Consider the following 26,885-nt stretch of genomic DNA (forward strand, 5'->3'; position numbering starts at 1 on the left):
CGCCCGGTTTACATTCCGAACCCGGAAGCTAAGCCTTTCAGCGCCGATGGTACTGCAGGGGGGACCCTGTGGGAGAGTAGGACGCCGCCGAACAACCCGCCCTTTTAGCTCAGTCGGTAGAGCGTCTCCATGGTAAGGAGAAGGTCAACGGTTCGATTCCGTTAAAGGGCTCATCACAGAAAGGCCCCCGCCTCTTGGCGGGGGCCTTTCTGCGTTTGTGGGTCTGGGGGCGCCGGCCAGGGCTCCCGTCAAGCCCCGAGTCTTCGGATCGTGACCGGGGCCGCTGCCCGGGGCGCAATGGGAGCACGGACGACGGCACGGGCACGGCACGACACAGCCCCTCGCCCCGTCCGCCGCCCGAGCGCCTCGACCAGCGGAAGGACCCCTCATGACCCTCAAAGGAATCCGGCATCTGGCCCGCATGATCACGAAGGACTCGGAGGGCGACGGCGACTCGAGGGCCCCCTTCCCGGCCGAAACCCCGGCGAGCCCCTCACCACCGCCCGCCCCCTCCTCCGAGGCCGGCGGCCGGGACGCGGCCGAGGACGACAGCAGCACGCCCTGGCCCGTGGACATGGCGGCCCCGTCCTTCATGATCCTCGCGGTGCGGCCCCGGCGTGAGGGGGAGTCGTGAGGGGGAGCAGGGGCGCTGCCGTCCTCAGTCGCCGTGGCGCTGTTCGGGGATGCGGAAGGTGAGGATCGCCATGTCGTCCGAGGCCGGCTCGGCGGCGAAGCGCTCCACCGCGCGCAGGACGCGGGAGGCGACCGCGCCCGCCGTGAGCCCCGTACAGGTGCTGAGGACCTCTGTCAGGCCGTCGTCGCCGAGCATGCGGGTGCCCTCGCGGCGCTCGGTGATGCCGTCGGTGACGCACAGCAGGACGTCGCCCGGGTCCAGGGTCAAGGACTGCTCGTAGAGGTCGAGGTCGTCGAGGACGCCGAGGAGGGGCTGGGGGTCCGCGGCCGGGACGACCTCGCCGTTCGGTCGCAGGCGCAAGGGGAGCGGATGGCCCGCGCAGACGACCTTCATGTGGGCGCTGCCGTCGGGCTGGGGGTGGAGCTCGCCGTAGAGGAGGGTGAGGAAGCGGCTGCGGTCGCCCTCGTCGAGGATCGCCGCGTTGAGGCGTTCCAGTACGGCCGGGCCGCCGAGGCCCTCGCGGGCCAGCAGGCGCAGGGCGTGGCGGGCCAGGCCGGTGACGGCGGCCGCCTCGGGGCCGGTACCGCAGACGTCGCCGATGGCGAACCCGTAGACGCCGGGGCGGATCGGGAAGACGTCGTAGAAGTCGCCGCCCACCTCGTTGCCCTCGCCCGCGGCCCGGTAGATGACCTCGACCTCGATGCCGGGGATCGCGGGGGAACCGGGCGGCAGCAGGCTGCGCTGCAGGGAGCGGCTGATGGCGGTGCGCTCGGAGTACAGGCGGGCGTTGTCCAGGGCGAGGGCGGCGCGGCGGGAGAGGTCCTCGGCGAGCTCGAGGATCTCTTGGCGGAAGTGCTCCTCGGAGGGCTTGCCGAGGGTCAGCATGCCGATGACGCGGTTCCGCGCGAGCAGCGGGAGGACCACCGTCTCGCCGCCGACCGCCAGGGTCGTCGCGGGCCACGGGCGGGCGCCGGCCTCACGGACCGGTTCGGGCGGGCTGACCTGGGCGAGCAGGGCCTTGAGGCCGTCGATGCGTTCCTCGTCCTCGTGCAGCACGTAGGCGAGGTACGGGTCCGAGGCCGGGTCGGCGATCGTGTAGACGGCGCACCAGGTGGCGAGGGTGGGGACGGTCATCTGGGCCATGAGGGCCAGGGTCTGGTCCCGGTCCAGGGTCCCCGCCAGCAGGTCGGAGGCCTCGACGAGGAAGGACAGGGAGCCGCGGCGCAGCCGTTCGAGCTCGCCGAGCCGGGCGGACTCGACGGCGAGTGCGATGCGGTCGGCGGCGAACTGGAGGCGCAGGGCCTCGTCGTTCGAGTAGCGTCCGGCGGCCTCGGTGGCCACGCCGAGGGACCCCGTGAGGCGGCCCTCGACCTTGAGCGGGACGGTGATGGCGGAGCGCATGCCGGTGGATTCCAGGAGCGGGACGGCTCCGGGGACCGCGGTGAGGTCGTCGTGGACCGCGGGCATGCGGGCGCTGCCGTAGCGGTTGGTGCCCGCTTCGATGGGGACGCGGGCGAAGCGCTGGCGCGTGGAGGGCAGGCCGGTGGTGGCGCGGACCTCGAGTTCGGTCTCGTCGTCGGTGGCGAGGAGGAGGAAGGCGGAGTCGGCGTCCAGGAGGTCGCGGGCGCGCTCCACGGTGCGCTGGAGGAGTCCTTCGAGGTCATCGGGGGCGGGGGAGCCGATGAAGATCTGGAAGGGATCGGCCGGGCGGGGATCGGCGAGGTGGCCGTCGGTGGCCGGGACGCGCGCGGGGGTCTGCAGGAGGGCGCGCTCGTCGTCGTGGACCAGGAGGCAGACGATGGAGGGCTCGCCGTGGGCGTCGCGGACCCGCAGGTGGGAGGCGTAGACGGGGATGACGCGGCCGTCGGCGCCCCGGATCCCGTAGCTGCCCTCCCAGCGGGACAGGCGCAGGGCCTCGGCGATGCCCGTACCGGTGCCCGGGGTCTGCGGCCACGCGGCGAGTTCGGCGAGGGGGCGCCCGACGGTCTTCTCGGCGGGATGGCCGAAGATGATCTCGGCGTCCTCGTTCCAGGCCGAGACGGCGTCGGCCGCGTCGACCTGGAGGACGGCGACGCGGACCCGGCTGTCGGCCAGGGGAAGCATCTGGTCGGGGACGAGGGGGCCCGCCGAGCGGGTACCGACCGGACGGTCCGGCAGGTCGAGGCGGAACCACACGTGCTTGTGGGCGGCCGTGTACTCGACGCCCCAGCGGGTGGCGAGGGCCGCGCAGAGCATCAGTCCGCGGCCGTTCTCGCGGTCCGGGTCGGCGTAAGGGCGCTCGCCGGGGAGCTGGAGCGGGAGCTCGCGCTCCGGGTACCGGTCGGCGACCTCGACCCGTACGCCGTCCTCGGTGCGCAGGCACAGGACCTCCGCGCTGGTGCCCGCATGGACCACCGCGTTGGTGACGAGCTCACTGGTGAGCACCACCGCGTCGTCCACGATGTCCGCGAAGCCCCAGCCCTGGAGGGTGTCGCGGACGAACGTTCGGGCAGCGGCGACGGAGCGCCCGAGGGGATCGAAACTGGCAGCCGCCCGTGCCGTGATCACTAGTCTCCTTCGACGCGGTGGACATCGGGTGTCAGGGTACTTACCTTCGCGGTCGCCATGGTGCGGTCGTCGGGGATTCCACCCGCAGGGTACGGCCCGTGTGCGATGGTGCCGGAGTGTTATGGCCGGGTTCAGCCGGGGTGAAACACTGGGCAGGCTTGGAGTCGGGTAGGGAGTGGGCGCGGCGTGACGAACAAGGTGCCCGGTGGAACGACGGTCGACCCTTTCGGGAGGGACACGGTGGAGTCTGGCGCGGCGGTGCGGCGTACGGGAGCGCGCCCGAAGGGCGGACGGTCCCGGCGGGGCAGCACGACGGAAGTGGATACCGCGGCACTGAACAGGCTGCTCACGGCCCTGGTGTCGATGCGGGACGGGAACTTCCGCAAGCGGCTGACGGTGTCCGGCGACGGCGTGATGGCGGAGATCGCGGCCGTCTACAACGAGGTCGCCGACCGCAATCTCCACCTGACCGGGGAGTTGTCCCGGGTGCGGCGGATGGTGGGCCGCGAGGGAAAACTGAGCGAACGGCTGGAAACAGGCGCCTGTGAGGGCTCCTGGGCGGCCGCCATCGATGCCTCGAACCAGCTCGTGGACGATCTGGCCCGGCCGGTGTCCGAGGTGGGCCGGGTGCTGTCCGCGGTCGCCGAGGGCGACCTCGACCAGCGGATGGACCTGCGGACGCAAACGGCGGACGGGGCCGGCCATCCGCTGCGCGGGGAGTTCCTGAAGGTCGGGCGGACGGTCAACAACCTGGTCGACCAGCTGTCGGCGTTCACCGACGAGGTGACGCGGGTGGCGCTGGAGGTCGGCACCGAGGGAAAGCTCGGCGGCCAGGCCCAGGTGCGTGGAATGTCCGGATCCTGGAAGGATCTGACCGACTCCGTCAACACGATGGCGTACCGGCTCACCGCCCAGGTGCGTGACATCGCTCTCGTCACGACGGCGGTGGCCAAGGGCGATCTGTCGCGCAAGGTCACGGTGCACGTGGCCGGCGAGATGCTCCAGCTGAAGAACACCGTCAACACGATGGTCGACCAGCTGTCCTCGTTCTCCTCCGAGGTGACCCGGGTGGCCCGCGAGGTGGGTACGGAGGGCGAGCTCGGCGGGCAGGCGAAGGTGCCCGGGGTCGCCGGCGTCTGGAAGGACCTGACCGACTCCGTCAACACGATGGCCGGCAACCTCACGGCCCAGGTGCGGGGGATCGCCCAGGTCACGACGGCGGTGGCCAACGGAGACCTGTCGCAGAAGGTCAGGGTCAGTGCGCGCGGCGAGGTCGCGCAGCTGGCCGAAACGATCAACCAGATGACCGAGACGCTGCGGACCTTCGCGGACGAGGTCACGCGCGTGGCCAGCGAGGTCGGGGCGAAGGGCCTGCTCGGCGGCCAGGCGCAGGTGCCGGGCGCGGCCGGGACGTGGAAGGACCTCACCGACTCGGTGAACACGGTCTTCCGCAACCTCACCACGCAGGTGCGGGACATCGCGCAGGTGACGACGGCGGTGGCCAACGGCGACCTCTCGCAGAAGGTCACCGTGAACGTGGCCGGCGAGATGCTGGAGCTGAAGAACACCGTCAACACGATGGTGGACCAGCTCCAGTCCTTCGGCGCCGAGGTGACGCGGGTGGCCCGCGAGGTCGGCGTGGAGGGTGAACTGGGCGGCCAGGCGCAGGTGCCGGGCGCGGCCGGGACGTGGAAGGACCTCACCGACTCGGTGAACACCGCCTTCCGCAACCTCACCGGCCAGGTGCGCAACATCGCGCAGGTGACGACGGCGGTGGCCAACGGCGACCTCTCGCAGAAGGTCACGGTGGACGTCTCGGGCGAGATGCTCCAGCTGAAGAACACCGTGAACACGATGGTCGACCAGCTGTCCTCCTTCGCCGACCAGGTCACGCGGATGGCCCGGGACGTGGGCACCGAGGGCCGGCTCGGCGGGCAGGCGCGGGTCGAGGGGGTGTCCGGCACCTGGAAGGAGCTCACCGACTCCGTCAACTTCATGGCCGGCAACCTGACCTCCCAGGTGCGGCAGATCGCCCAGGTCACCACGGCGGTGGCCCGCGGCGACCTGTCGCAGAAGATCGACGTGGACGCCCGCGGCGAGATCCTGGAGCTGAAGAACACCATCAACACGATGGTGGACCAGCTGTCCGCCTTCGCGGAGCAGGTGACCCGGGTGGCCCGGGACGTGGGCACCGAGGGCCGGCTCGGCGGCCAGGCGCAGGTGCCGGGCGTGGCCGGCGTCTGGCGCGATCTGACGGACTCGGTGAACGGCATGGCCGGGAACCTGACCTCGCAGGTGCGCAACATCGCGCAGGTCGCCACCGCGGTGGCCCGCGGCGACCTGTCGCAGAAGATCGAGGTCGACGCCCGGGGCGAGATCCTGGAGCTGAAGAACACCCTCAACACGATGGTCGACCAGCTCTCGAACTTCGCCGAGCAGGTGACGCGGGTGGCCCGTGAGGTGGGTACCGAGGGGATCCTCGGCGGTCAGGCCGAGGTCAAGGGCGTGTCCGGCACCTGGAAGGACCTGACCCAGTCCGTCAACTTCATGGCGAACAACCTGACTTCGCAGGTGCGCAACATCGCCGAGGTGACCACGGCCGTCGCCATGGGCGATCTCTCCAAGAAGATCACGGTCGACGCCAAGGGCGAGATCCTGGAACTGGTCACCACCGTGAACACGATGGTGGACCAGCTGTCGTCGTTCGCCGAGCAGGTGACGCGGGTGGCCCGAGAGGTGGGCACCGAGGGCATCCTCGGCGGTCAGGCCCGGGTGCGCGGGGTGACCGGCATCTGGAAGGACCTCAGCGACAACGTCAACACCATGGCCGGCAACCTGACGGCCCAGGTGCGCGGGATCGCGCAGGTCTCGACGGCGGTGGCCAACGGTGATCTGACCAAGACGGTCACGGTCGAGGCCCGGGGCGAGGTCGCGCAGCTCGCCGACACGGTGAACACGATGGTGAAGACCCTGTCCTCCTTCGCGGACGAGGTCACGCGCGTGGCCCGCGAGGTGGGCACGGAGGGCCGGCTCGGCGGCCAGGCGCACGTGCCGGGGGTCTCGGGGACGTGGAAGGACCTCACCGACTCGGTGAACTTCATGGCGTCCAACCTGACGGGTCAGGTGCGGCAGATCGCCATGGTCACGACCGCCATCGCCAAGGGCGACATGACCAAGAAGATCGACATCGACGCCCGCGGCGAGATCCTGGAGCTCAAGACCACCATCAACACGATGGTCGACCAGCTGTCCTCCTTCGCCGACCAGGTGACCCGCGTGGCCCGCGAGGTGGGCACCGAGGGCATCCTGGGCGGCCAGGCCCGGGTCCGGGACGTGGACGGCACCTGGCGGGACCTGACGGAGTCCGTGAACGAGATGGCCGGGAACCTCACCCGGCAGGTGCGCGCCATCGCGGCCGTGGCCACGGCCGTGACCCGCGGCGACCTCAACCTCAAGATCGACGTGGACGCCGCGGGCGAGATCCAGGTCCTCCAGGACAACATCAACACGATGATCGCCAACCTGCGCGACACCACCTTGGCCAACAAGGAGCAGGACTGGCTCAAGGGCAACCTCGCCCGCATCTCCGCCCTGATGCAGGGCCGCCGCGAACTGGACGACGTGGCCTCGCTGATCATGAGCGAGCTGACCCCGGTGGTCTCCGCGCAGCACGGCGCCTTCTTCCTGGCGCTGCCGGCCGGAGGCGCCACCGAGATCGGGCGGGAGGGCGGCGCCGAGGGCGCGTACGAGCTGCGGATGCGCGGGAGCTACGCGTACGCCGGCGGCCAGATGCCCACCTCCTTCCGGCCGGGGGAGGGGCTGATCGGGACCGTCGCCGAGGAGAAGCGGACGATCCTGATCGAGAACACCCCGCCCGGCTACCTGAGGATCTCCTCCGGGCTCGGCGAGGCGCCGCCGGCTCACGTCATCGTGCTGCCGGTGCTCTTCGAGGGGAAGGTGCTCGGCGTCATCGAGCTGGCCTCCTTCCAGCCCTTCACGCAGATCCAGAAGGACTTCCTCAGCCAGATCGCCGAGATGATCGGTACGAGCGTCAACACCATCTCCGTCAACTCCAAGACGGAGGTGCTCCTCAAGCAGTCGCAGGAGATGACCGAGGAGCTGCGCGAGCGCTCCGACGAGCTGGAGAACCGGCAGAAGGCCCTCCAGGCCGCCAACGCCGAACTGGAGGAGAAGGCCGAGCTGCTGGCCCAGCAGAACCGCGACATCGAGGTGAAGAACACCGAGATCGAGGAGGCCCGGCAGGTCCTGGAGGAGCGCGCGGAACAGCTCGCGGTCTCGATGCGCTACAAGTCCGAGTTCCTGGCGAACATGTCCCACGAGCTGCGGACCCCGCTCAACTCCCTGCTCATCCTGGCCAAGCTGCTCGCCGACAACGCGGACGGGAACCTCTCGCCGAAGCAGGTGGAGTTCGCCGAGACGATCCACGGGGCCGGCTCGGACCTGCTCCAGCTGATCAACGACATCCTCGACCTGTCGAAGGTCGAGGCCGGGAAGATGGACGTCTCGCCGACGCGGATCGCCCTGGTCCAGCTCGTCGACTACGTCGAGGCCACCTTCCGGCCGCTGACGGCGGAGAAGGGGCTCGACTTCTCGGTACGGGTCTCCCCGGAGCTCCCGGCGACCCTGCACACCGACGAGCAGCGGCTCCTGCAGGTGCTGCGCAACCTGTTGTCGAACGCGGTGAAGTTCACCGACACGGGGGCGGTGGAGCTGGTGATCCGGCCCGCCGGCGCCGATGTGCCGATCGCCATCCGTGAGCAGTTGCTGGAGGCCGGATCACTGCGCGAGGCGGACGGCGACCTGATCGCCTTCTCGGTGACCGACACCGGGATCGGGATCGCCGCGAGCAAGATGCTGGTGATCTTCGAGGCGTTCAAGCAGGCCGACGGGACCACCAGCCGCAAGTACGGCGGCACCGGCCTCGGACTGTCGATCAGCCGGGAGATCGCCCGGCTGCTGGGCGGGGAGGTCCACGCGGCGAGCGAGCCGGGCCGCGGCTCGACCTTCACGCTGTACCTGCCGCTGCACCCGAGCGAGCTGCCCCCGCAGGGGTACGCGCCGCCCGCGCCCGGCGGGGCCCGCGCCGAGCTCTACCGCCGCCCGGCCCCCGAGGAGGCGCGCCCCGCGCTGCCGTCGGCCCCGGCCGAGCCGGGCCCCGTGGAGGCTGCCCGGCCGGTGGCCCTGCCGCGTGCGGGGGAACCGGCCGGGCAGGGGTCCTCGGCGCTGTTCCGGCGACGCCGCAAGGCCCTGAGCGAGCCTCTGGCGCGGGCCGAGGCGCCCGGGCAGGCGGACGCCGAGGCCTGGGCGGTCGAGGAACCGCTGCCGGCGACGCCGCGGACGTACGACTTCCACGGCGAGCGGGTGCTGATCGTGGACGACGACGTGCGGAACGTCTTCGCGCTGACCAGCGTGCTGGAACAGCACGGGCTGGCGGTGCTGTACGCGGAGAACGGCCGGGAGGGCATCGAGGTCCTGGAGCAGCACGACGACGTGGCGCTCGTGCTGATGGACATCATGATGCCGGAGATGGACGGGTACGCGACGACCTCGGCGATCCGGCGGATGCCGCAGTTCGAGGGGCTGCCGATCATCGCGCTGACGGCGAAGGCGATGAAGGGCGACCGGGAGAAGGCGATCGAGTCCGGGGCCACGGACTATGTGACCAAGCCGGTGGAGCCCGACTACCTACTGTCGGTCATGGAAGGGCATATGCGGGAAAAGTGAGGCGTGAGCGGGCGGGCGGGGAAGGACTCGCGAGGGAACCTTCTGCCCTCCCGCCACGTTTCCGCTTCGTGCACAGTGACATCTTGGTGACAGGGTGTGGCGATCTCGGGACTGGGGCTACGATGACCGGCACAAGGACGGACGGCGCACGGATGCCGTCTTCTGGGGCGGGGCCCGGCGCACAGGCCGGAGCCCGGAGCCGGGGAGGCCCCATGCCGGGGCGAGGAGGACAGGGCATGGTGCAGAAGGCCAAGATCCTCCTGGTCGACGACCGGCCGGAGAATCTGCTGGCGCTGGAGGCCATCCTCTCCGCGCTCGATCAGACACTGGTCCGGGCGTCGTCGGGGGAGGAAGCGCTCAAGGCGCTGCTGACGGACGATTTCGCGGTCATCCTGCTGGACGTGCAGATGCCGGGCATGGACGGTTTCGAGACGGCTGCGCACATCAAGCGGCGGGAGCGGACCCGGGACATCCCGATCATCTTCCTCACCGCGATCAACCACGGTCCGCACCACACCTTCCGCGGCTACGCGGCGGGCGCGGTGGACTACATCTCCAAGCCGTTCGACCCGTGGGTGCTGCGGGCCAAGGTGTCGGTGTTCGTGGAGCTCTACACGAAGAACTGCCAGCTGCGCGAGCAGGCGGCGCTGCTGCGGCTCCAGCTGGAGGGCGGCAGCTCCAACGGCGCGGTGGACGGCTCCAAGGAGACGGCGGGCCTGCTGGCCGAGCTCTCCGCGCGGCTCGCCGCGGTGGAGGAGCAGGCGGAGGCGCTGACCAAGCAGCTCGGCGAGGAAGCCGCCGATCCGGCGGTGGTGGCGACCGCGGCCCATCTGGAACGCAAGCTCACCGGACTGCGGCGGGCGCTCGACGCGCTCGAGCCGGGGACCGGGAGCGGCGCCACGGTGCTGCCCGCGCAGGGCTGAGGACCGCAAGGACCGGGCCGCGGCCCCGCTTGGCGGCCCGTCAGGTGTGGTGGTGCGTCAAAGCGGGCTTCCCGGGGGCGACACGAACGGGTGAAGGGGTGGGCACGCGTGTCCACCGGCACGCGCACCGGTAACCTCGGCCCCATGGCCTCAAGTACGTCCGGTAAGGGTTCCCAGAGCACTGCGGGCAGCGCGAAGGGCAGCACCGGCCGTACGACGGCGCCGGCGAAGAAGGCTGCCCCCGCGCGAAAGCCGCCTGCCAAGAAGGCCGCGGCGGCCGCCAGGCGCGCCCCCGTGAAGAAGGTCGCGCCCAAACCCGCGCCGTCCCCCACCGGGGGCGTGCTGCGGCTGGTGCGCGCCCTCTGGCTCGGCCTCGCGCACGCCGTCGGCGCCGTGTTCCGCGGTGTCGGCCGGGGGGCGAAGAACCTCGATCCCGCCCACCGCAAGGACGGCCTCGCGCTGCTGCTCCTCGCCCTCGCGCTGATCGTCGCCGCCGGGACCTGGTCGAACCTGAGCGGGCCGGTCGGGGATCTGGTCACCATGCTGGTCACCGGTGCCTTCGGGCGCCTCGACCTGCTGGTGCCGATCCTGCTCGGCGTCATGGCGGCACGTTTCATCCGCCATCCCGAACAGGCCGACGCCAACGGCCGCATCGGCATCGGGCTCTCCGCGCTGGTCATCGGCGTCCTGGGACTCGTGCACATCGCCTGCGGAGCCCCCGGGCGGGACGAGGGCACCACCGCGATGCAGAACGCGGGCGGGCTGATCGGCTGGGGCGCGTCGAAGCCGCTGATCTTCACGATGGGCGCGCCGCTGGCCGTGCCCATGCTGGTGCTGCTCACCGTCTTCGGGCTGCTGGTCGTCACCGCCACCCCCGTCAACGCGATCCCGCAGCGGCTGCGCGGTGCGGGGATCCGGCTCGGGATCATCGCGCCGAACGAGTACGACGAGCCGTACGGGGAGCAGGGCGAGGGCGCCGAAGGGGAGGACCGGCAGGGACGCCGGGACCGGCACGACGCCGAGCGGTGGCGGGCCCGCAGGGGCGCCGCCGCGGGGCCCGGCGACCCGGTGGACACCGCCGAGGAGGAGGCGCTCGCCCGGCGGCGTCCCCGCAGGTCCGCCGCGCGCCCGGCCATGGACCGGGGGATGGACGCCGTCGACGTGGCCGCCGCGGCCGCGGCGGCGCTGGACGGCGCGGTGTACGGCGGCATGCCGCCCTCCCCGCTGGTCGCCGACCTCACCCACGGCATCTCGCCGGAGCGCGAAGGCGTGGAGGTCACCGCTCCGGTGCCCTCCGCCCGGGAGGGGAAGGCCCCGGAGCCCGCGGCCGCGCAGACCACGGCCCCGCGGGCCGGGGCCCCCGAGAGCGCGGACCCGCCGCACGACACCACCGCGGCGGCCTCCGGGACGCTGGCCGTCCCCGACCTGACCAAGTCCCCGCCCAAGAACCAGGCGCTGCCGCCCCGCGCCGAGCAGCTCCAGCTGCGCGGGGACGTCACGTACGCCCTGCCCTCGCTGGACCTGCTGGAGCGCGGCGGGCCGGGCAAGACCCGCAGCGCCGCGAACGACGCGGTGGTCGCCTCGCTGACGAACGTGTTCATGGAGTTCAAGGTCGACGCGAAGGTCACCGGCTTCACCCGCGGCCCGACCGTGACGCGCTACGAGGTGACCCTCGGCGCGGCGGTGAAGGTGGAGCGGATCACGGCACTGGCGAAGAACATCGCCTACGCCGTCGCCTCGCCGGACGTCCGGATCATCAGCCCGATCCCGGGCAAGTCCGCGGTCGGCATCGAGATCCCGAACTCCGACCGCGAGATGGTCAACCTGGGCGACGTGCTGCGCCTCGCGGACGCCGCGGAGGACGACCACCCCATGCTCGTCGCGCTCGGCAAGAACGTCGAGGGCGGCTACGAGATGGCCAACCTCGCCAAGATGCCGCACGTGCTGGTCGCCGGCGCCACCGGATCCGGCAAGTCCTCGTGCATCAACTGCCTGATCACCTCGGTGATGGTGCGGGCCACCCCGGAGGACGTCCGGATGGTGCTGGTCGACCCCAAGCGGGTGGAGCTGACGGCGTACGAGGGCATCCCGCACCTGATCACGCCGATCATCACCAACCCCAAGCGGGCCGCCGAGGCGCTCCAGTGGGTCGTGCGCGAGATGGACCTGCGCTACGACGACCTGGCGGCCTTCGGGTACCGGCACATCGACGACTTCAACAAGGCGATCCGCGAAGGCAAGATCAAACTGCCGCCGGGCAGCGAGCGGGAGCTCAGTCCGTACCCGTACCTGCTGGTGATCGTCGACGAGCTCGCCGACCTGATGATGGTGGCCCCGCGGGACGTGGAGGACTCGATCGTCCGCATCACCCAGCTGGCCCGCGCGGCCGGCATCCACCTGGTGCTCGCCACCCAGCGGCCCTCGGTGGACGTCGTGACCGGTCTGATCAAGGCGAACGTGCCCTCGCGGCTCGCGTTCGCCACCTCCTCGCTCGCCGACAGCCGGGTCATCCTCGACCAGCCGGGCGCGGAGAAGCTCATCGGCAAGGGCGACGGGCTGTTCCTGCCGATGGGCGCGAACAAGCCCGTCCGGCTGCAGGGCGCCTTCGTCACCGAGGAGGAGATCGCCGGGATCGTGCAGCACTGCAAGGACCAGATGGCGCCCGTCTTCCGTGACGACGTCACCGTCGGCCAGAAGCAGAAGAAGGAGATCGACGAGGAGATCGGCGACGACCTGGACCTGCTGTGCCAGGCGGCGGAGCTCGTCGTCTCGACGCAGTTCGGGTCCACCTCGATGCTCCAGCGCAAGCTGCGCGTCGGGTTCGCCAAGGCCGGCCGGCTGATGGACCTGATGGAGTCCCGGGGGATCGTCGGCCCGAGCGAGGGTTCGAAGGCGCGCGACGTCCTGCTCAAGGCCGACGAACTCGACGGACTGCTCGCCGTGATCCGCGGGGAGAGCCCCGACTAGGGGGTAGGTTCCCGGGGGGACCGTTTCTCCCGGGGCCCCGTCCCGTTGAGGGAGGTGGCGGCGGATGTCGGGCCGCCGCACCGGGGCCGGGCCCCCTGGCCATTCGTATGGCGTAGGAAGACCCCCCTCCGGTTGCTCCACCCTTTCGTCACCCCCCTAGACTGGACATCCAGCAGGTGGCTACACGCTCGAAAGGCGCCCTCGTGTCCATCGGCAACGCCAACTCCCCCGAAGAAGAGCGGCCTTCGGACGACGACCGGTCCGAGGACCGCCTCGTCGAACGTTCCGTCGAAGAGCCGTCCATCGGGACGGCCATCAAGAAGGCCCGGATCGCCGCCGGGCTCACCGTCGACGAGGTCAGTTCCACCACCCGCGTGCGCATCCCGATCGTGCACGCCATCGAATCCGACGATTTCTCGCGCTGCGGCGGCGACGTGTACGCCCGCGGTCACATCCGTACGCTCGCCCGCGCCGTGCGCATCGATCCGGCACCCCTGATCGAGAGCTACGACGCGGCCCACGGCGGCCGGCCGGCACCCACCCCCGCCGCGCCGATGTTCGAAGCCGAGCGGATCCGTCCCGAACGGCAGCGGCCCAACTGGACCGCCGCCATGGTCGCCGCCATCGTCGCCGTGATCGGCTTCGTCGGCTTCACCGCCTTCGGCAGCGGCGACGAGAAGACCAAGCGGCCGGTGGCGGAAGGTTCCGCCGCGCCGAAGCCCGCACCCACGCCGAGCGCCGGCAAGCCCTCGGTCCAGGCGCCGCCGGCGCCGCAGGCCGGCAAGCCGGAGCCCTCCGACAGCGCCATCGCCGCCGCGCCCAAGGACCTCGTCACGGTCGTCCTGACGGCCAACGACGGCGAGAGCTGGATCTCGGCCAAGGACCACAGCGGCCGGCTCCTCTTCGACGGCACCCTCGCGCGGGGCGAATCGAAGACGTTCACGGACAAGGAGTCCATCGACCTCGTACTCGGTGACGCCGGGGTCGTGAAGCTCTTCGTGAACGGCAAGGAGATCAAGGACGCGTTCCAGCCCGGACAGGTGGAACGTCTCACCTACACCAAGGACGACCCGCGTCAGGGACCGGCCCAGGCGGGCTGACCAGCAAGGAATGGAAACTTCCGGATCCCCGGGGTGCTGCGCCGCACTCCGGGGATCTTGTCGTACCGGGACGGGGGGCGGGGGCCGGTGCCGGGACGAAGTAGTCTTGAGTCCATGCCCGAACGCCGTACCGTCGCCCTTGTCACTCTTGGCTGCGCCCGTAACGAGGTGGACTCGGAGGAGCTCGCAGGCCGCTTGGCGGCGGATGGCTGGGAGCTCGTCGAGGACGCCGCCGACGCGGACGTAGCCGTCGTCAACACCTGCGGCTTCGTAGAAGCCGCCAAAAAGGACTCCGTGGACGCCCTGCTGGAGGCCAACGATCTGAAGGATCACGGCCGCACGCAGGCCGTCGTCGCCGTCGGCTGCATGGCCGAGCGCTACGGCAAGGAGCTCGCCGAAGCGCTCCCCGAAGCGGACGGCGTGCTCGGTTTCGACGACTACGCCGACATCTCCGACCGCCTGCAGACCATCCTCAACGGCGGCATCCACGCCTCCCACACCCCGCGCGACCGGCGCAAGCTGCTCCCGATCAGCCCGGCCGCGCGCCAGGGCGCCGATGTCGCGCTGCCCGGACACGCCCAGACCGAATCCGGTGAGCTGCCCGCGGTCGAGCCCGCGGAAGCCCCCGCCGACCTGCCGGACGGGCTCGCGCCCGCCTCGGGGCCGCGCGCGCCGCTGCGCCGCCGCCTCGACAAGAGCCCGGTCGCCTCGGTCAAGCTCGCCTCCGGCTGCGACCGGCGCTGCTCCTTCTGCGCCATCCCGTCCTTCCGGGGCTCCTTCATCTCCCGCCGCCCCAGCGACGTGCTGGGCGAGACGCGCTGGCTCGCCGAGCAGGGCGTCAAGGAGATCATGCTGGTCTCCGAGAACAACACCTCCTACGGCAAGGACCTCGGCGACATCCGTCTGCTGGAGACCCTGCTGCCCGAGCTGGCCGAGGTGGACGGCATCGAGCGCGTCCGCGTCAGCTACCTCCAGCCCGCCGAGATGCGGCCCGGCCTGATCGACGTACTCACCTCCACCCCGAAGGTCGTCCCGTACTTCGACCTCTCCTTCCAGCACTCGGCCCCGGACGTGCTGCGCGCCATGCGCCGCTTCGGTGACACCGACCGCTTCCTGGAGCTGCTCGACACGATCCGCTCCAAGGCCCCGCAGGCCGGCGTCCGGTCCAACTTCATCGTCGGCTTCCCCGGCGAGAAGGAGTCGGACTTCGCCGAGCTGGAGCGTTTCCTCACCCATGCGCGGCTCGACGCCATCGGCGTCTTCGGCTACTCGGACGAGGACGGCACCGAGGCCGTCACGTACGACGGCAAGCTGGACGACGACACCATCGCGGAGCGTCTGGCCCACATGCAGCGCCTCGCCGAGGAGCTCACCTCGCAGCGCGCGGAGGAGCGGATCGGGGAGACCCTGGAAGTGCTCGTCGAGACGGTCGTCCCGATCGACGAGGCGGAGGACGGCGAGGGCGCTTACGGGCGCGCCGCCCACCAGGCTCCCGAGACCGACGGCCAGGTCGTCTTCACGGACGGCGCGGGCCTGGTCCCCGGGACCATCGTCACGGCGAAGGTGGTGGGCACCCTGGGCGTGGACCTGGTGGCCGAGCCGCTGGGTGTGGACCTTGAGGAGGCGGCCGGATGAGCGGAGCCCCGGCATCCGCGGCGGGCGGGACCGGCCGCCGGCCCGCGCCCGGCGCGAAGCTGGGCGCCGCTGCGGTCGATCAGGCCAGCCTGTGGAACATCGCCAACATCCTGACGATGGTCCGGCTGGTCCTGGTGCCGGGATTCGTGATGCTGCTGCTCGCCGACGGGGGCTACGACCCCGTCTGGCGGGCCCTGGCCTGGGCGGCGTTCGCCGTCGCCATGATCACCGACATCTTCGACGGGCATCTGGCCCGTACGTACAACCTGGTCACGGACTTCGGCAAGATCGCCGACCCCATCGCCGACAAGGCGATCATGGGGTCGGCATTGGTGTGTCTGTCGTGGCTCGGCGACCTGCCCTGGTGGGTGACCGGCGTGATCCTCGGCCGGGAACTCGGGATCACGCTCATGCGTTTCTGGGTCATCAGGTACGGAGTGATTCCCGCGAGCCGGGGCGGAAAGCTGAAGACCCTGGCTCAGGGGACGGCGGTGGGCATGTACGTGCTCGCCCTGACCGGGCCGCTGGCGACCCTGCGGTTCTGGATGATGGCGGTCGCCGTCGTCCTGACCGTGGTCACCGGGCTGGATTACATCCGTCAGGCCGTGGTGCTCCGCCGCAAGGGGCTGGCCGCGGAGTGAGCCCGGCGGGGCCGGCGCTCGGCCCGGTGCGGGAATCCGTGCCGAGGCCGCTGCCGGGACGTGTACGAATACGGGTGCGGGCACCGGACCGGGTGCCCGGAGTGGGTGGCGGCGCCGTGGATGGTGTCGCGGGTGGTGCATGGGGTGGCGCTGTGGCACAAGATGCGGGTGATTTTTCCGTGACTCCTGATGTGGTTCGGGGAGCGGGAGGGGCTGCCGGGGACACCGGGACCCTCGCGGCGGACGTGCTGCGCCTGCTCGCGGAGAGTGACGACACGGTCGCGGTGGCGGAGTCGCTGACCGGCGGCATGGTGGCCGCCGAGCTCACGGCGGTCCCCGGTGCTTCTCGGTCATTCCGGGGATCGGTCACGGCGTACGCGACCGAGCTGAAGCACCGGGTCCTGGGCGTCGACGCGGAGCTGCTGGCGGCCGAAGGCGCGGTGAACGCGCAGGTCGCGCAGGAGATGGCAGCCGGAGTCAGACGGGTGCTGGACGCCTCGTGGGGCATCGCGACCACCGGAGTGGCCGGTCCGGACCCCCAGGACGGGCAGCCGGTGGGCACCGTTTTCGTCGCCGTGGAGGGTCCCGGCGGCAGGAAAACGGCCCGGCTGCGGTTGAACGGCTCCCGTGAGGAAATTCGTAGGGAGAGTGCACGGACAGTGCTCGAGCTGCTCGCGAGCGAACTCCGCGAGAATCTGCGGGGGCAGGATACGGAACAGAACGGGGGGATTTGATGTTTGCAGCCCTGAGTGAACACGACATCGCTCCCCGCACGGCCGCCGCGCGAGGCGGTACGGTGGGGCGTGAAGGTTACGGCTACACGGTCAGAGGAGGGAGCCACCGATGATTCTGCTCCGTCGCCTGCTGGGTGACGTGCTGCGTCGGCAGCGCCAGCGCCAGGGCCGTACTCTGCGCGAAGTCTCCTCGTCCGCCCGAGTTTCGCTCGGCTATCTCTCCGAGGTTGAGCGGGGGCAGAAGGAGGCGTCTTCCGAGCTGCTCTCCGCGATCTGCGACGCGCTTGACGTACGGATGTCCGAGCTGATGCGCGAAGTGAGCGACGAGCTGTCGCTCGCCGAGCTGGCACAGTCGGCCGCGGCAAGTGAGCCGGTGTCCGCACCGGTCCGCCCCATGCTCAATTCGGTGTCCGTGGCCTCGGTCACGGGTGGCCCGGAGCGGGTGACCATCAAGGCGCCCGTGGAAGCGGTGAACGTCGTAGCCGCGTGACGCGCTGTCGACCAGTGCGTGAGCGTGCGTGAGCGCGTGCATGAGTGTGGCCGGAGCCCCGGCCGGTGCCTGAGGCACCGGCCGGGGCTCCCGGCCGTTCTGGGTGCGGGCTCGGAGGGGGTGCGGGAGGATGGGGCCTGTCCCGGTCCCCGGCCCCTGGGAGGTGGCCGTGCGGCGTGTGCTGCGCATACCTGCGCGCCTGGCCTTCGCTCTGGCCGTGGGCGCCCTGTGGTGGTGGGCCGTGCTGCGGCTGACGCTGGCGCCGGCCGAGGCCGGGCCCGTGGAGGGTGCGGTCGCCGTCGGGGGGTGGGGGCTGGGGCTGCTGCCCGTGCACTGCGTGCCGGGGCCTGCGGGCAGGCGCCGTGGGGCGGCGGACCGGCTCCGCGGTGGCGCGGGCGGGCGTACGGCGCGGGAACCCTGGAACACCGGCGACGAGGAGCCGGGTACCCGCAAGCGGGCCGGTGGGTAGTTCCCGGCCAGGATTTCAGGCGCCGCCGGAGCGGCGGCGGCCCGGACGGGGGAACGGTCACCAGGGCATCGAGACCCCACCGTTCGGACGAAGGATCTGGCCCGTCATGAAGGACGAGGCGTCCGAAGCGAGGTAGAGCACGGCCTGGGCGATGTCCTCGGGCTCGCCGACCCGGCGCAGCGGGGACATCCGCGTCATCATCGCCTCGGTCTGCTCCTGGACCTCGGGGCTGTGCCGTCCGGTCATCGGGGTGCGGATCCACCCGGGCGCGACCGCGTTGACGCGGATGCCGTGCGGGCCGGCCTCGGTGGCGAGGGTCTTCGTCAGCTGGACCACGGCGGCCTTGGCGGCGCTGTAGCAGAGCAGGCCCGGCTGGGCGGCGTCCACGGCGCCGGAGGCCATCGTGACGATCGAGCCGGGGCGGCCCGCCGCGATCATGGAGCGGGCTGCCTCCTGGCAGGTGCGCAGGACCCCCTTGAAGTTGATGTCGAGGACCCGGTCGAGGTCCTCGTCGGTCGTGTCCAGGACGCTGCTGGTGTGCATGATCCCGGCGATCGCGGCGGTGATGTCCAGGGGGCCCGCCTGTGCGACGGCGTCCTTCAGTGCGGCCCGGTCGGTCACGTCGAGGGGGTGCGCGGTGGCCTGTCCGCCGGCCTTCGCGATCAGCTCGGTCGTCTCCTCGAGGCCCCGGGCGTCGCGGTCCGCGCAGTGCACGGCCGCTCCCGCCCCGGCGAGGAGCACGGCGGTGGCGCGGCCTATGCCGCTGGCGGCGCCGGTGATCAGCGCGGTGCGGCCGGTGAGGTCGTACGCAGTGGGTGTGGGCATGCGGGGACGGTACGACTAGATCTGACGGAGCGTCAACTACGGTGTGGGGCCGGACTGGCAGCGGGGACACCAGTAGGTGGGGCGGTCGTCCTGCGGGGCCTCGCGGAGCGGGGTGCCGCAGAGCAGACAGGGACGGCGGCGGCGGCCGTAGACGAAGAGGTCCTGGCCCGGGTGGCGCAGGCCGGTGGTGTTGCGGCGACCGCGGTCCTTGTTGGCGTCGAGGAGCCGGTGCGCGGCGGCGGCGATCCGGGGGAGCGTGGCCGGCGGGATGTCGCCGACGGGCGTCCAGGGGGTGAGGCGGGCGAGGAAGCAGAGCTCGCACTTGAAGATGTTGCCGATGCCCGCCAGGTTGCGCTGGTCGAGCAGGGCCTCGCCGAGGGGGCGCTCCGGGGCGGCGAGGAGGTTCGCCGCGGCGGCCGCCTCGTCCCAGTCGGGCCCCAGGAGGTCGGGGCCGAGGTGGCCGACGGCGCGGTCCTCGTCGCAGGTGCGCAGCAGCTCGACCACCGGGAGGCGGTAGCCGATGGCGGTGTGTTCGGCGTTGGCGAGGATGACGCGGATCTCGTGGGCGGGGCCGGCCGGGCCGGGGGTGGCGGTGGTCGCGCGGCGGCGGGCCGTGGGGACGCCGGCGGCGGGGCCGGCCGTGCTGGTGGGACCGGCCGTGGGGAAGATGCGCCAGGTGCCGTCCATGCGGAGGTGGGTGTGGAGGGTGAGCGGGGTCGCCGCTTCCCGGACCGGGGCATCGAGGTCCTCGGCCGGGCCGAGACGGATGAGGAGGTGCTTGCCCCGGGAGACGACTGCGAGGGCGGTGCGGCCGGTGAGGTCGGCGGTGGCGAAGCGGGGGACGCGGAGGTCGGACCGGGTGATCACCTTGCCCGTCAGGGCCTCGCGGAGCCTGGCCGCGGCGCGGTAGATGCTGTCACCTTCGGGCATGGCCCCATTGTCCCGCGAGGGGGCGGTGGGCGGTGTCCCCCGAGGGGGCGGTGTCCGGATGCGGGTGGGCGCTCCGATGGCCTCCGCGCCGGCGATGGCCTCCGCGCCGGCGGGGGCGTGCCCCGCGGTCCCGGCCCCCCGGACCAGGGCCCCCGGACCGGGGTCCCGGCACGGACAGGCCCGTGCGGGCGCCGTGCTGCGTGCCGCGTGTTGCGGGGCACGCCGCGGGACGGCGCGCGCCCCGCGTCGCCCTCCGGGGCGCCCCCGGGGCCTTCCGGTCACCGCGCTAGCGCAGGCGGAGGCCGCGGGGAGTGGCGTGGAAACCCGAGGCCTCGACGGGCGGGGCGTAGGGGGAGGTGAGGGCGGGGGTGGCGTTGATGCGTTCCATGGTGAGGGCGGGGAGGGTGCCCGCGCGGGAGGCGCCCGTCAGGGCTTCCAGCGCTGCCGCGAGGCGGGGGTCGTCCGGCGGGGGCCAGGCGAGGAGCGTCTTGCCGCCGCGTTCCAGGTAGAGAGTGAGTTCGCCGTCGACCAGGACCACCAGGGAGCCCGCCTTGCGGCCCGGCTTGTGGGTGGCGCCGGACGGGGGCTCCGGCCAGGGCAGGGCGGCGCCGTAGGCGTTGGCCGGGTCGGCGGCGGCGAGGACCACCGCCGCCAGCGGGGGCGGGGTCCGCTCGGCGGCGCGGAGCCGGTCGACTGCGCCGTCCATGGCGAACTGGGCCGCGCCCAGGCCTTCGACCACGTAGCCCCGGCGGGCCTGGCCGCTGTCCTCGAAGGCGGACAGGATCCGGTAGACCGCGCTGAAGCCGCCTTCCACGCCCTCCGCGGCGACCGCGCCCCGGGTGACCACGCCGTGGCGGTCCAGCAGGGTACGGGCGAGGGCGTGCGCTCGGTGGGTCGGATCCGGGGCGTGGCCCGGCAGGAGCGACCAGCGGCCCGACACCGTGGGCGGCCCCGTACGGGAGGCCGGGGTGGCGAGCGTGCCGTAGCGGCCGCGCGGGACCGTGCGGCGCGCGCGGTGGGCCGTGGCGCCGGCCGTGCGGCCCGAGCCGAGGAGGGAGCGCAGGGGGGCCAGCGTGTCGTTCGTCAGACGGCCCGACCACGCCAGGTCCCAGACGGCCGAGGAGAGGTCCGCGTCCGAGACGGTCGGCATCAGGTCGCGCACCGACTCCGTGAGCTGGCGGAAGAACAGGCCGTAGCCCCCGGAGAGCGCGTTCAGGACCGCTTCGTGGAGCGGGGAGAGCTCGAGGGGGTGCGGCGGGGGGAGGAGCAGCGGGGCCGCCTCCGCGAGGTAGAGGGAGATCCAGCCGTCCTTGCCCGGCAGGGCTCCCGCACCCGCCCAGACCACCTCGCCCGTGGTGGTGAGCTCGTCCAGGAGCGTCGGCGTGTAGCCCGAGACCCGGGAAGGGAGGATCAGGCGTTCCAGGGCGGAGGCCGGGACCGGGGCGCCCTGGAGCTGCTCGATCGCGCGGACCAGGCCGTCGATCCCGCGCAGGGCCCCGCCCAGGTGCTGCCATTGGGGGAGGAAGGTGGCGAGGGAGGTCGGCGGTACCGGCTCCAGCTCCTGGCGCAGCGCCGCCAGCGAGCGCCGCCGCAGCCGGCGCAGCACCGTGGCGTCGCACCACTCCTGGCCGATGCCCGCCGGATGGAACTCGCCCTGGACCACCCGCCCGGCCGCCGCGAGCCGGTGCAGCGCGCCGTCGGTCACGGCGGAGCCCAGGCCGAAGCGGGCGGCCGCGTCGGCCGTGGTGAACGGGCCGTGGGTACGGGCGTACCGTGCGAGGAGGTCACCCAGCGGGTCCTTCACCGGCTCGGTGAACGCCTCGGGGACTCCCACCGGCAGGGCCGTGCCCAGAGCGTCCCGCAGCCGGCCGGCGTCCTCGACCGCGGCCCAGTGGTCCTCGCCGCCGATCCGGACGCGGATCGCCCTGCGGGAGTCGGAAAGGGACTGCGCCCATGCCGGGTCCGCGCCGCGTGCCGCCAGGTCCGCCGGGGTCAGCGGGCCCAGCAGGCGCAGCAGGTCGGCCACCGATTCGGCGCTCCTGGCCCGCCGGTCCTCCGTCAGCCACTGGAGCTCGCGCTCCAGCTCCGCCAGCACCTCCGCGTCCAGCAGCTCGCGGAGCTCCGCCTGGCCCAGCAGTTCCGCCAGCAGCCGGGAGTCCAGCGACAGCGCGGCCGCCCTGCGCTCGGCGAGGGGGGAGTCGCCCTCGTAGAGGAACTGGGCGACGTACCCGAAGAGGAGGGAGCGGGCGAAAGGGGAGGGCTCGGTGGTGGTGACCTCGACCAGGCGGACCCGGCGCGCCTCGATGTCACCCATCAGCTCGGTCAGGCCCGGCACGTCGAAGACGTCCTGCAGGCACTCGCGTACGGCTTCCAGGACGATCGGGAACGAACCGAACTCCGACGCCACCTGCAGCAGCTGCGAGGCGCGCTGGCGCTGCTGCCACAGGGGGGTGCGCTTGCCGGGATCGCGGCGCGGCAGGAGCAGGGCGCGCGCCGCGCACTCGCGGAAGCGGGAGGCGAACAGCGCGGAGCCGCCGACCTGGTCGGTGACGATCTGGCTGATGTCGCCGTGGTCGAAGGTCACGTCGGCCGCGCCGAGCGGGGCCTTCCCGTCGTCGAACTCGAAGGCCCGGTCCTGCGCCGGGTCGTGGTCCAGCAGGTCCAGGTCCATGCTCAGCAGGTCGGCGTCCGGGAGGCGGAGCACGATGCCGTCGTCGGCGTGCATCACCTGCGCGTCCATCCCGTACCGCTCGGAGAGGCGGGCGCCGAGCGCCAGCGCCCAAGGGGCGTGCACCTGGGCGCCGAAGGGGGAATGGACGACGACCCGCCAGTCGCCGAGCTCGTCGTGGAAGCGCTCGACGAGGATGGTCCGGTCGTCCGGTACGTGGCCGCAGGCCTCGCGCTGTTCGGAGAGGTACGCCAGCACGTTCTCGGCGGCCCAGGCGTCCAGGCCTGCCGCCAGCAGCCGCAGCCGGGCGTCGTCCGGCGCGAGGCCGCCGAGCTCGCGAAGGAACGCGCCGACCGCGCGGCCCAGTTCGAGGGGGCGGCCCAGCTGGTCGCCCTTCCAGAACGGCAGGCGGCCCGGTACCCCGGGGGCCGGGGTGACCAGGACCCGGTCGCGGGTGATGTCGACGATCCGCCAGGAGGTGGTTCCGAGGGTGAAGACGTCGCCGACGCGGGACTCGTAGACCATCTCCTCGTCGAGTTCGCCGACCCGGCCACCTCCCTTCTTCGGATCCGAGCCGGCCAGGAAGACGCCGAAGAGGCCGCGGTCGGGGATGGTTCCGCCCGAGGTCACCGCGAGCCGCTGGGCTCCCGGCCGGCCGGTGACCGTGCCGGCCACGCGGTCCCACACGACCCGGGGCCTGAGCTCGGCGAACGCGTCCGACGGATAGCGGCCGGCCAGCATGTCCAGCACCGCCGTGAAGGCCGAGTCCGGCAGCGCCGCGAAGGGCGCCGCCCGCCGCACCAGGGCGATCAGGTCGTCCAGCTGCCAGGTGTCCATCGCGGTCATCGCGACGAGCTGCTGGGCCAGGACGTCCAGGGGATTGGAGGGGATCCGCAGGGACTCGATCGAGCCCGTGCGCATCCGCTCGGTGACCACGGCGGCCTGGACGAGGTCACCCCGGTACTTGGGGAAGACGACTCCGGTGGAGACCGCGCCCACCTGGTGCCCGGCCCGGCCGACGCGCTGCAGCCCGGAGGCCACCGACGGCGGGGACTCCACCTGGATGACCAGGTCCACCGCGCCCATGTCGATGCCCAGCTCCAGGCTGGAGGTGGCGACGACCGCGGGAAGCCGGCCGGCCTTCAAGTCCTCCTCCACGAGAGCCCGCTGCTCCTTGGACACCGAACCGTGGTGGGCGCGGGCCAGCAGCGGCGGCGCGCCGAGCGCGGCGCCCGACTGGGCCATGACCTCGGCCGGGGGCGAGCCCTCGGGCAGCGGAGCGCCCGTGGCGCGCTCGTACGCGATCTCGTTGAGCCGGTTGCACAGGCGCTCGGCGAGGCGCCGGGAGTTGGCGAACACGATCGTGGAGCGGTGCGACTGGACCAGATCGGCGATCCGCTCCTCCACGTGCGGCCAGATCGACGGTCTGTCGCCGCCCTCCTTGCCCTCGGTGGCGGGGGAGCCGCCCAACTCGCCCATGTCCTCGACGGGGACGACCACCGACAGGTCGAACTCCTTGGTCGACGGGGGCTGGACGATCTCCGCCTTTCCACGCGGCGCGAGGTAGCGGGCCACCTCCTCCACGGGCCGGACCGTCGCCGACAAGCCGATCCGGCGCGCCGGACGCGCCAGCAGCTCGTCCAGCCGCTCCAGCGACAGGGCGAGGTGGGCGCCGCGCTTGGTCCCCGCGACCGCGTGCACCTCGTCCAGGATCACCGTCTCGACCCCGGCCAGGGCCTCGCGGGCCGCCGAGGTCAGCATCAGGAACAGCGACTCGGGCGTGGTGATCAGGATGTCCGGCGGCCGGGTCGACAGGGCCCGGCGCTCGGCGGGCGGGGTGTCCCCGGAGCGGATCCCGACCCGGATGTCAGGCTCGGGCAGCCCCAGGCGGGCGGACTCCTGCCGGATGCCGGTCAGCGGGCTGCGGAGATTGCGCTCCACGTCCACCGCCAGTGCCTTCAGGGGCGATACGTACAGCACCCGGCAGCGCTTCTTCGGCTCGGCGGGCGGCGGGACGGACGCGAGCTGGTCGAGGGCGGCCAGGAAGGCGGCCAGGGTCTTGCCGGAGCCGGTGGGGGCCACCACCAGCACGTCCGAGCCCTGCCCGATCGCCCGCCAGGCACCCTCCTGGGCGGAGGTGGGCGAGACGAAGGCCCCCGTGAACCAGGAGCGGGTCGCGGGGGAGAACGAGTCGAGCGCGGTACCGGACATGCCCCCATCGTGCACCCGCCCACTGACAACCCGCCGGACCTGCGCAAACGCCGACGCCGGGAGGGGCGCAGAATGAGGGGATGGGCACGGGGAGCGGAGCGGACGAGGGCCGCCGGGAGTGGGCGCGGCACTGGCAGTACGCGGAGCTGCCCGGCCTGGACCTCCTGCGCGCCCACTACGTGCGCCACACCTTCCCGCGCCACGCCCACGAGGGGTACGTCATCGCGGCCGTCACCGGCGGCGTCGAGGAGATCGGCCTGCCCGGCGGCACCGTCCGCGCCGGGCCCGGCAGCATGGTCCTGATCAACCCCGAGGTGGCGCACACCGCGCGCGCCGGAGTCCCCGAGGGCTGGGCCTACGCCACCCTCTACCCCTCCCTGGCGTTGATCACCGAGGTCGCCGCCGAGATCGGCACCCCGCACGGGACTCCCGGCTTCACCGCCGACACGGTCGCCGATCCGCAGGCCGCACGGGCCGTCACCGAGGTCCACCGGGCCGCCGAGGCCGGCAACGCGCTGGCCGCCGACACGCTGCTGCGCGGGGTGGTGGCCCGGATGCTGACGCGGCACGGCGGGCCGCTGCCCTTCGGTACGGTGCGCCGCGCGGGCGCCGCCGACGCGGAGCGGGCCCGCGCCGTGCTGGAGGACCGGATGGGTGAGCCGCCGTCGCTGGAGCGGCTCGCGGCGGAGCTGGGCACGAGCCCGTTCGCCCTGCTGCGGGCCTTCCGGGACCGGTACGGCATGCCGCCGCACACCTGGCTGACCGATGCCCGGGTCCGGCGGGCGCGCCTGCTGCTGGACGCCGGAACCCCGCCGGCGGAGGCGGCCGTCACCGTCGGCTTCACCGACCAGCCGCACCTGAACCGGCACTTCACCCGGATCGTGGGGGTGCCGCCGGGTGCCTACCGGCGGGAACGGGCCGCCGGTGGGGCTCGCTAGGGGGTGTCTGACGGATCAGGGTCGACCCCGGCCATGATCCATCAGACACCCCCTCGGCCAGGGCCGCGCGGGTCTCCTCGCCCAGCAGGGACCGGACGCGGTCGCCGAAGCCGGCCGACGCGCCCGGCAGGAGCTCGGCGGCCGCCAGCGCGCCCTTCGGCGAGGACCTGGCCCAGGGCCACCTCGCCCGGGTAGCAGGGCGACCAGAAGCCGTGCGGATGCCATGCACGGTGCAAGAACGTACAAGACCCGGGCCGCGGTCCGTCCGTAGGTTCGGGGCGTGGGAGAACAGCGGATGGCCATACGAGAAGTACCCGACCGAGCGCCCGGCCAGGAGGTTCCCGACGGAGCCGGGGCGGAGGCCGCGGTCACGACGCGCGCCGCCGTCGTGCGGGACGCGCTCGGCGTCGGGGTCGCGGTCGGGCTGTCCGGGTTCGCCTTCGGGGTGACCGCCGCCGGATCAGGCGTCAGCACCCTCCAGGCGTGTGTGCTGAGCCTGCTGGTGTTCACCGGTGCTTCGCAGTTCGCGCTGGTCGGAGCGCTGGCGGCGGGCGGGAACCCGTTCACCGCCGCCGCGGGGGCCTTCTTCCTCGGGACCCGCAACGCGTTCTACGGGCTGCGGCTGTCCCAGCTGCTCGCGCTCCCCAAGGGCGTGCGGCCCTTCGCCGCGCACTGGGTGATCGACGAGACCACCGCCGTGGCCCTCGCCCAGCCCGGCCGGAAGTCGGCCCGCCTCGGCTTCACGGTCACCGGGCTGAGCCTCTACGTCCTGTGGAACCTCACCACACTGTTGGGCGCGCTCGGTGCCGAAGCCATCGGGGACACCCGGGCCTGGGGGCTGGACGCCGCCGGGCCCGCCGTCTTCCTCGCGCTGCTCGCGCCCATGCTGAAGACCTCCGCCGAGCGGGCCGTCGCCGCGCTCGCGGTCGTCCTCGGGCTGGGCCTGCTCCCCGTGCTGCCCGCCGGGGTGCCCGTGCTCGTCGCGGCGCTGGCCGCCCCCGTGATCCTCTGGCTGAAGGGCCGCCGCTCGTGAACGTCTGGATCGCCATCGCCCTGACCGTCGTCGGCTGCTACGCCGTCAAGCTCGCCGGACTGCTCGTCCCCGCGGGGGCCCTGGAGCGGCCGGCCGTGCGCAAGCTCGCCGCGCTCCTGCCGGTCGCGCTGCTCGCCGCGCTCACCGCGCAGCAGACCTTCGCCACCGGGCACGAGCTCGTGCTCGACGCCCGCGCCGCCGGGCTCGCTGCCGCCGGGATCGCGCTGCTGCTGCGGGCCCCGTTCCTCGTCGTGGTCGCGGCGGCGGTGCTCGTCACCGCGGGACTGCGGGCCCTGGGAGGCTAAGGGCTGTCCCGCAATCCCCGGCGGGCGCACGACGCCAGCTACGGCACCTCGCCGCGTTGTCGGAACGCCCGAATACGCCCAGTATGGGGG

The 26,885-nt window shown here is 72.6% G+C and carries 17 protein-coding genes, 1 tRNA gene and 1 rRNA gene; 15 read left to right on the plus strand and 4 right to left on the minus strand.

Translation table 11 applies throughout. The annotated features are described in order from the left end of the window. From rrf to ABZY44_RS30650, 3 genes are all read left to right on the plus strand, one after another. Positions 1-93 (plus strand): 5S ribosomal RNA (gene rrf / locus ABZY44_RS30640); the annotation flags it as partial. A gap of 5 nt (positions 94-98) precedes the next feature. Continuing rightward, positions 99-171: transfer RNA gene (locus tag ABZY44_RS30645), tRNA-Thr, on the plus strand. Between the two features lie 217 nt (positions 172-388). Beyond that, positions 389-634 (plus strand): hypothetical protein, encoded by a 246-nt coding sequence (locus ABZY44_RS30650; protein WP_356659494.1) that lies wholly within the window; start codon positions 389-391, stop codon positions 632-634. Positions 635-658: 24 nt separating this feature from the next. Here the strand turns inward: ABZY44_RS30650 and ABZY44_RS30655 are convergent, their stop codons facing one another. Further along, complete coding sequence (locus ABZY44_RS30655) at positions 659-3,181, minus strand: SpoIIE family protein phosphatase (RefSeq protein ID WP_356659496.1); 2,523 nt, start codon at positions 3,179-3,181, stop codon at positions 659-661. Positions 3,182-3,421: 240 nt separating this feature from the next. Between ABZY44_RS30655 and ABZY44_RS30660 the strand changes: the two genes are divergently transcribed. From ABZY44_RS30660 to ABZY44_RS30700, 9 genes are all read left to right on the plus strand, one after another. Next, the gene (locus tag ABZY44_RS30660; protein ID WP_356659498.1) at positions 3,422-8,926 is read left to right on the plus strand and encodes a HAMP domain-containing protein; all 5,505 of its coding nucleotides are present in this window, start codon (positions 3,422-3,424) and stop codon (positions 8,924-8,926) included. 236 nt (positions 8,927-9,162) lie between these two features. Continuing rightward, the gene (locus tag ABZY44_RS30665) at positions 9,163-9,849 is read left to right on the plus strand and encodes a response regulator (protein ID WP_356659500.1); all 687 of its coding nucleotides are present in this window, start codon (positions 9,163-9,165) and stop codon (positions 9,847-9,849) included. A gap of 144 nt (positions 9,850-9,993) precedes the next feature. Then, on the plus strand, positions 9,994-12,816 hold the full coding sequence (locus tag ABZY44_RS30670; protein WP_356659502.1) for a DNA translocase FtsK: 2,823 nt from the start codon (positions 9,994-9,996) through the stop codon (positions 12,814-12,816). 203 nt (positions 12,817-13,019) lie between these two features. Beyond that, the gene (locus ABZY44_RS30675) at positions 13,020-13,916 is read left to right on the plus strand and encodes a RodZ domain-containing protein (protein ID WP_356659504.1); all 897 of its coding nucleotides are present in this window, start codon (positions 13,020-13,022) and stop codon (positions 13,914-13,916) included. Positions 13,917-14,030: 114 nt separating this feature from the next. Then, positions 14,031-15,551 (plus strand): 30S ribosomal protein S12 methylthiotransferase RimO, encoded by a 1,521-nt coding sequence (gene rimO, locus ABZY44_RS30680; protein ID WP_356659506.1) that lies wholly within the window; start codon positions 14,031-14,033, stop codon positions 15,549-15,551. Continuing rightward, a complete protein-coding gene (pgsA, locus tag ABZY44_RS30685) occupies positions 15,548-16,192 on the plus strand; it encodes a CDP-diacylglycerol--glycerol-3-phosphate 3-phosphatidyltransferase (RefSeq protein ID WP_356659508.1) in 645 nt (214 codons plus the stop codon). The genes rimO and pgsA overlap by 4 nt, the downstream gene beginning before the upstream one ends. A gap of 191 nt (positions 16,193-16,383) precedes the next feature. Then, a complete protein-coding gene (locus ABZY44_RS30690; protein ID WP_356659524.1) occupies positions 16,384-16,926 on the plus strand; it encodes a CinA family protein in 543 nt (180 codons plus the stop codon). Between the two features lie 109 nt (positions 16,927-17,035). After that, positions 17,036-17,416, plus strand: a complete 381-nt coding sequence (locus tag ABZY44_RS30695; RefSeq protein ID WP_112451800.1) for a helix-turn-helix transcriptional regulator — start codon at positions 17,036-17,038, stop codon at positions 17,414-17,416. 130 nt (positions 17,417-17,546) lie between these two features. Next, positions 17,547-17,885, plus strand: a complete 339-nt coding sequence (locus tag ABZY44_RS30700; RefSeq protein WP_356659510.1) for a hypothetical protein — start codon at positions 17,547-17,549, stop codon at positions 17,883-17,885. 57 nt (positions 17,886-17,942) lie between these two features. Here ABZY44_RS30700 and ABZY44_RS30705 read toward each other — a convergent pair whose 3' ends face one another. From ABZY44_RS30705 to ABZY44_RS30715, 3 genes are all read right to left on the minus strand, one after another. After that, a complete protein-coding gene (locus tag ABZY44_RS30705) occupies positions 17,943-18,710 on the minus strand; it encodes an SDR family NAD(P)-dependent oxidoreductase (protein WP_356659512.1) in 768 nt (255 codons plus the stop codon). A 36-nt stretch (positions 18,711-18,746) separates the two neighbouring features. Next, complete coding sequence (locus tag ABZY44_RS30710; RefSeq protein WP_356659514.1) at positions 18,747-19,640, minus strand: DNA-formamidopyrimidine glycosylase family protein; 894 nt, start codon at positions 19,638-19,640, stop codon at positions 18,747-18,749. 286 nt (positions 19,641-19,926) lie between these two features. Next, complete coding sequence (locus ABZY44_RS30715; protein WP_356659516.1) at positions 19,927-24,519, minus strand: ATP-dependent helicase; 4,593 nt, start codon at positions 24,517-24,519, stop codon at positions 19,927-19,929. 80 nt (positions 24,520-24,599) lie between these two features. On the opposite strand from ABZY44_RS30715, the gene ABZY44_RS30720 reads away from it, so the two are divergent. The 3 genes from ABZY44_RS30720 to ABZY44_RS30730 all read left to right on the plus strand — a co-directional run bounded on the left by ABZY44_RS30720 (position 24,600) and on the right by ABZY44_RS30730 (position 26,795). Beyond that, the gene (locus tag ABZY44_RS30720) at positions 24,600-25,457 is read left to right on the plus strand and encodes an AraC family transcriptional regulator (protein ID WP_356659518.1); all 858 of its coding nucleotides are present in this window, start codon (positions 24,600-24,602) and stop codon (positions 25,455-25,457) included. A 295-nt stretch (positions 25,458-25,752) separates the two neighbouring features. Next, complete coding sequence (locus ABZY44_RS30725) at positions 25,753-26,490, plus strand: AzlC family ABC transporter permease (RefSeq protein WP_356659520.1); 738 nt, start codon at positions 25,753-25,755, stop codon at positions 26,488-26,490. After that, positions 26,487-26,795: an AzlD domain-containing protein gene (locus ABZY44_RS30730; protein WP_356659522.1), complete on the plus strand. Its 309-nt coding sequence runs from the start codon at positions 26,487-26,489 to the stop codon at positions 26,793-26,795. The genes ABZY44_RS30725 and ABZY44_RS30730 overlap by 4 nt, the downstream gene beginning before the upstream one ends. Positions 26,796-26,885 lie beyond the last annotated feature (90 nt).

The organism is Streptomyces sp. NPDC006544, assembly GCF_040611715.1.
GTDB lineage: Bacteria > Actinomycetota > Actinomycetes > Streptomycetales > Streptomycetaceae > Streptomyces.

Bases quoted from the DNA above. Each gene is read 5' to 3' on its own strand.
- ABZY44_RS30710 (WP_356659514.1), bottom strand. From the start codon at position 19,640: ATGCCCGAAGGTGACAGCATCTACCGCGCCGCGGCCAGGCTCCGCGAG.
- ABZY44_RS30715 (WP_356659516.1), bottom strand. From the start codon at position 24,519: ATGTCCGGTACCGCGCTCGACTCGTTCTCCCCCGCGACCCGCTCCTGG.
- ABZY44_RS30650 (WP_356659494.1), top strand. From the start codon at position 389: ATGACCCTCAAAGGAATCCGGCATCTGGCCCGCATGATCACGAAGGAC.
- rimO (WP_356659506.1), top strand. From the start codon at position 14,031: ATGCCCGAACGCCGTACCGTCGCCCTTGTCACTCTTGGCTGCGCCCGT.
- ABZY44_RS30720 (WP_356659518.1), top strand. From the start codon at position 24,600: ATGGGCACGGGGAGCGGAGCGGACGAGGGCCGCCGGGAGTGGGCGCGG.
- ABZY44_RS30705 (WP_356659512.1), bottom strand. From the start codon at position 18,710: ATGCCCACACCCACTGCGTACGACCTCACCGGCCGCACCGCGCTGATC.
- ABZY44_RS30670 (WP_356659502.1), top strand. From the start codon at position 9,994: ATGGCCTCAAGTACGTCCGGTAAGGGTTCCCAGAGCACTGCGGGCAGC.
- pgsA (WP_356659508.1), top strand. From the start codon at position 15,548: ATGAGCGGAGCCCCGGCATCCGCGGCGGGCGGGACCGGCCGCCGGCCC.
- ABZY44_RS30695 (WP_112451800.1), top strand. From the start codon at position 17,036: ATGATTCTGCTCCGTCGCCTGCTGGGTGACGTGCTGCGTCGGCAGCGC.
- ABZY44_RS30725 (WP_356659520.1), top strand. From the start codon at position 25,753: ATGGCCATACGAGAAGTACCCGACCGAGCGCCCGGCCAGGAGGTTCCC.
- ABZY44_RS30665 (WP_356659500.1), top strand. From the start codon at position 9,163: ATGGTGCAGAAGGCCAAGATCCTCCTGGTCGACGACCGGCCGGAGAAT.
- ABZY44_RS30700 (WP_356659510.1), top strand. From the start codon at position 17,547: ATGGGGCCTGTCCCGGTCCCCGGCCCCTGGGAGGTGGCCGTGCGGCGT.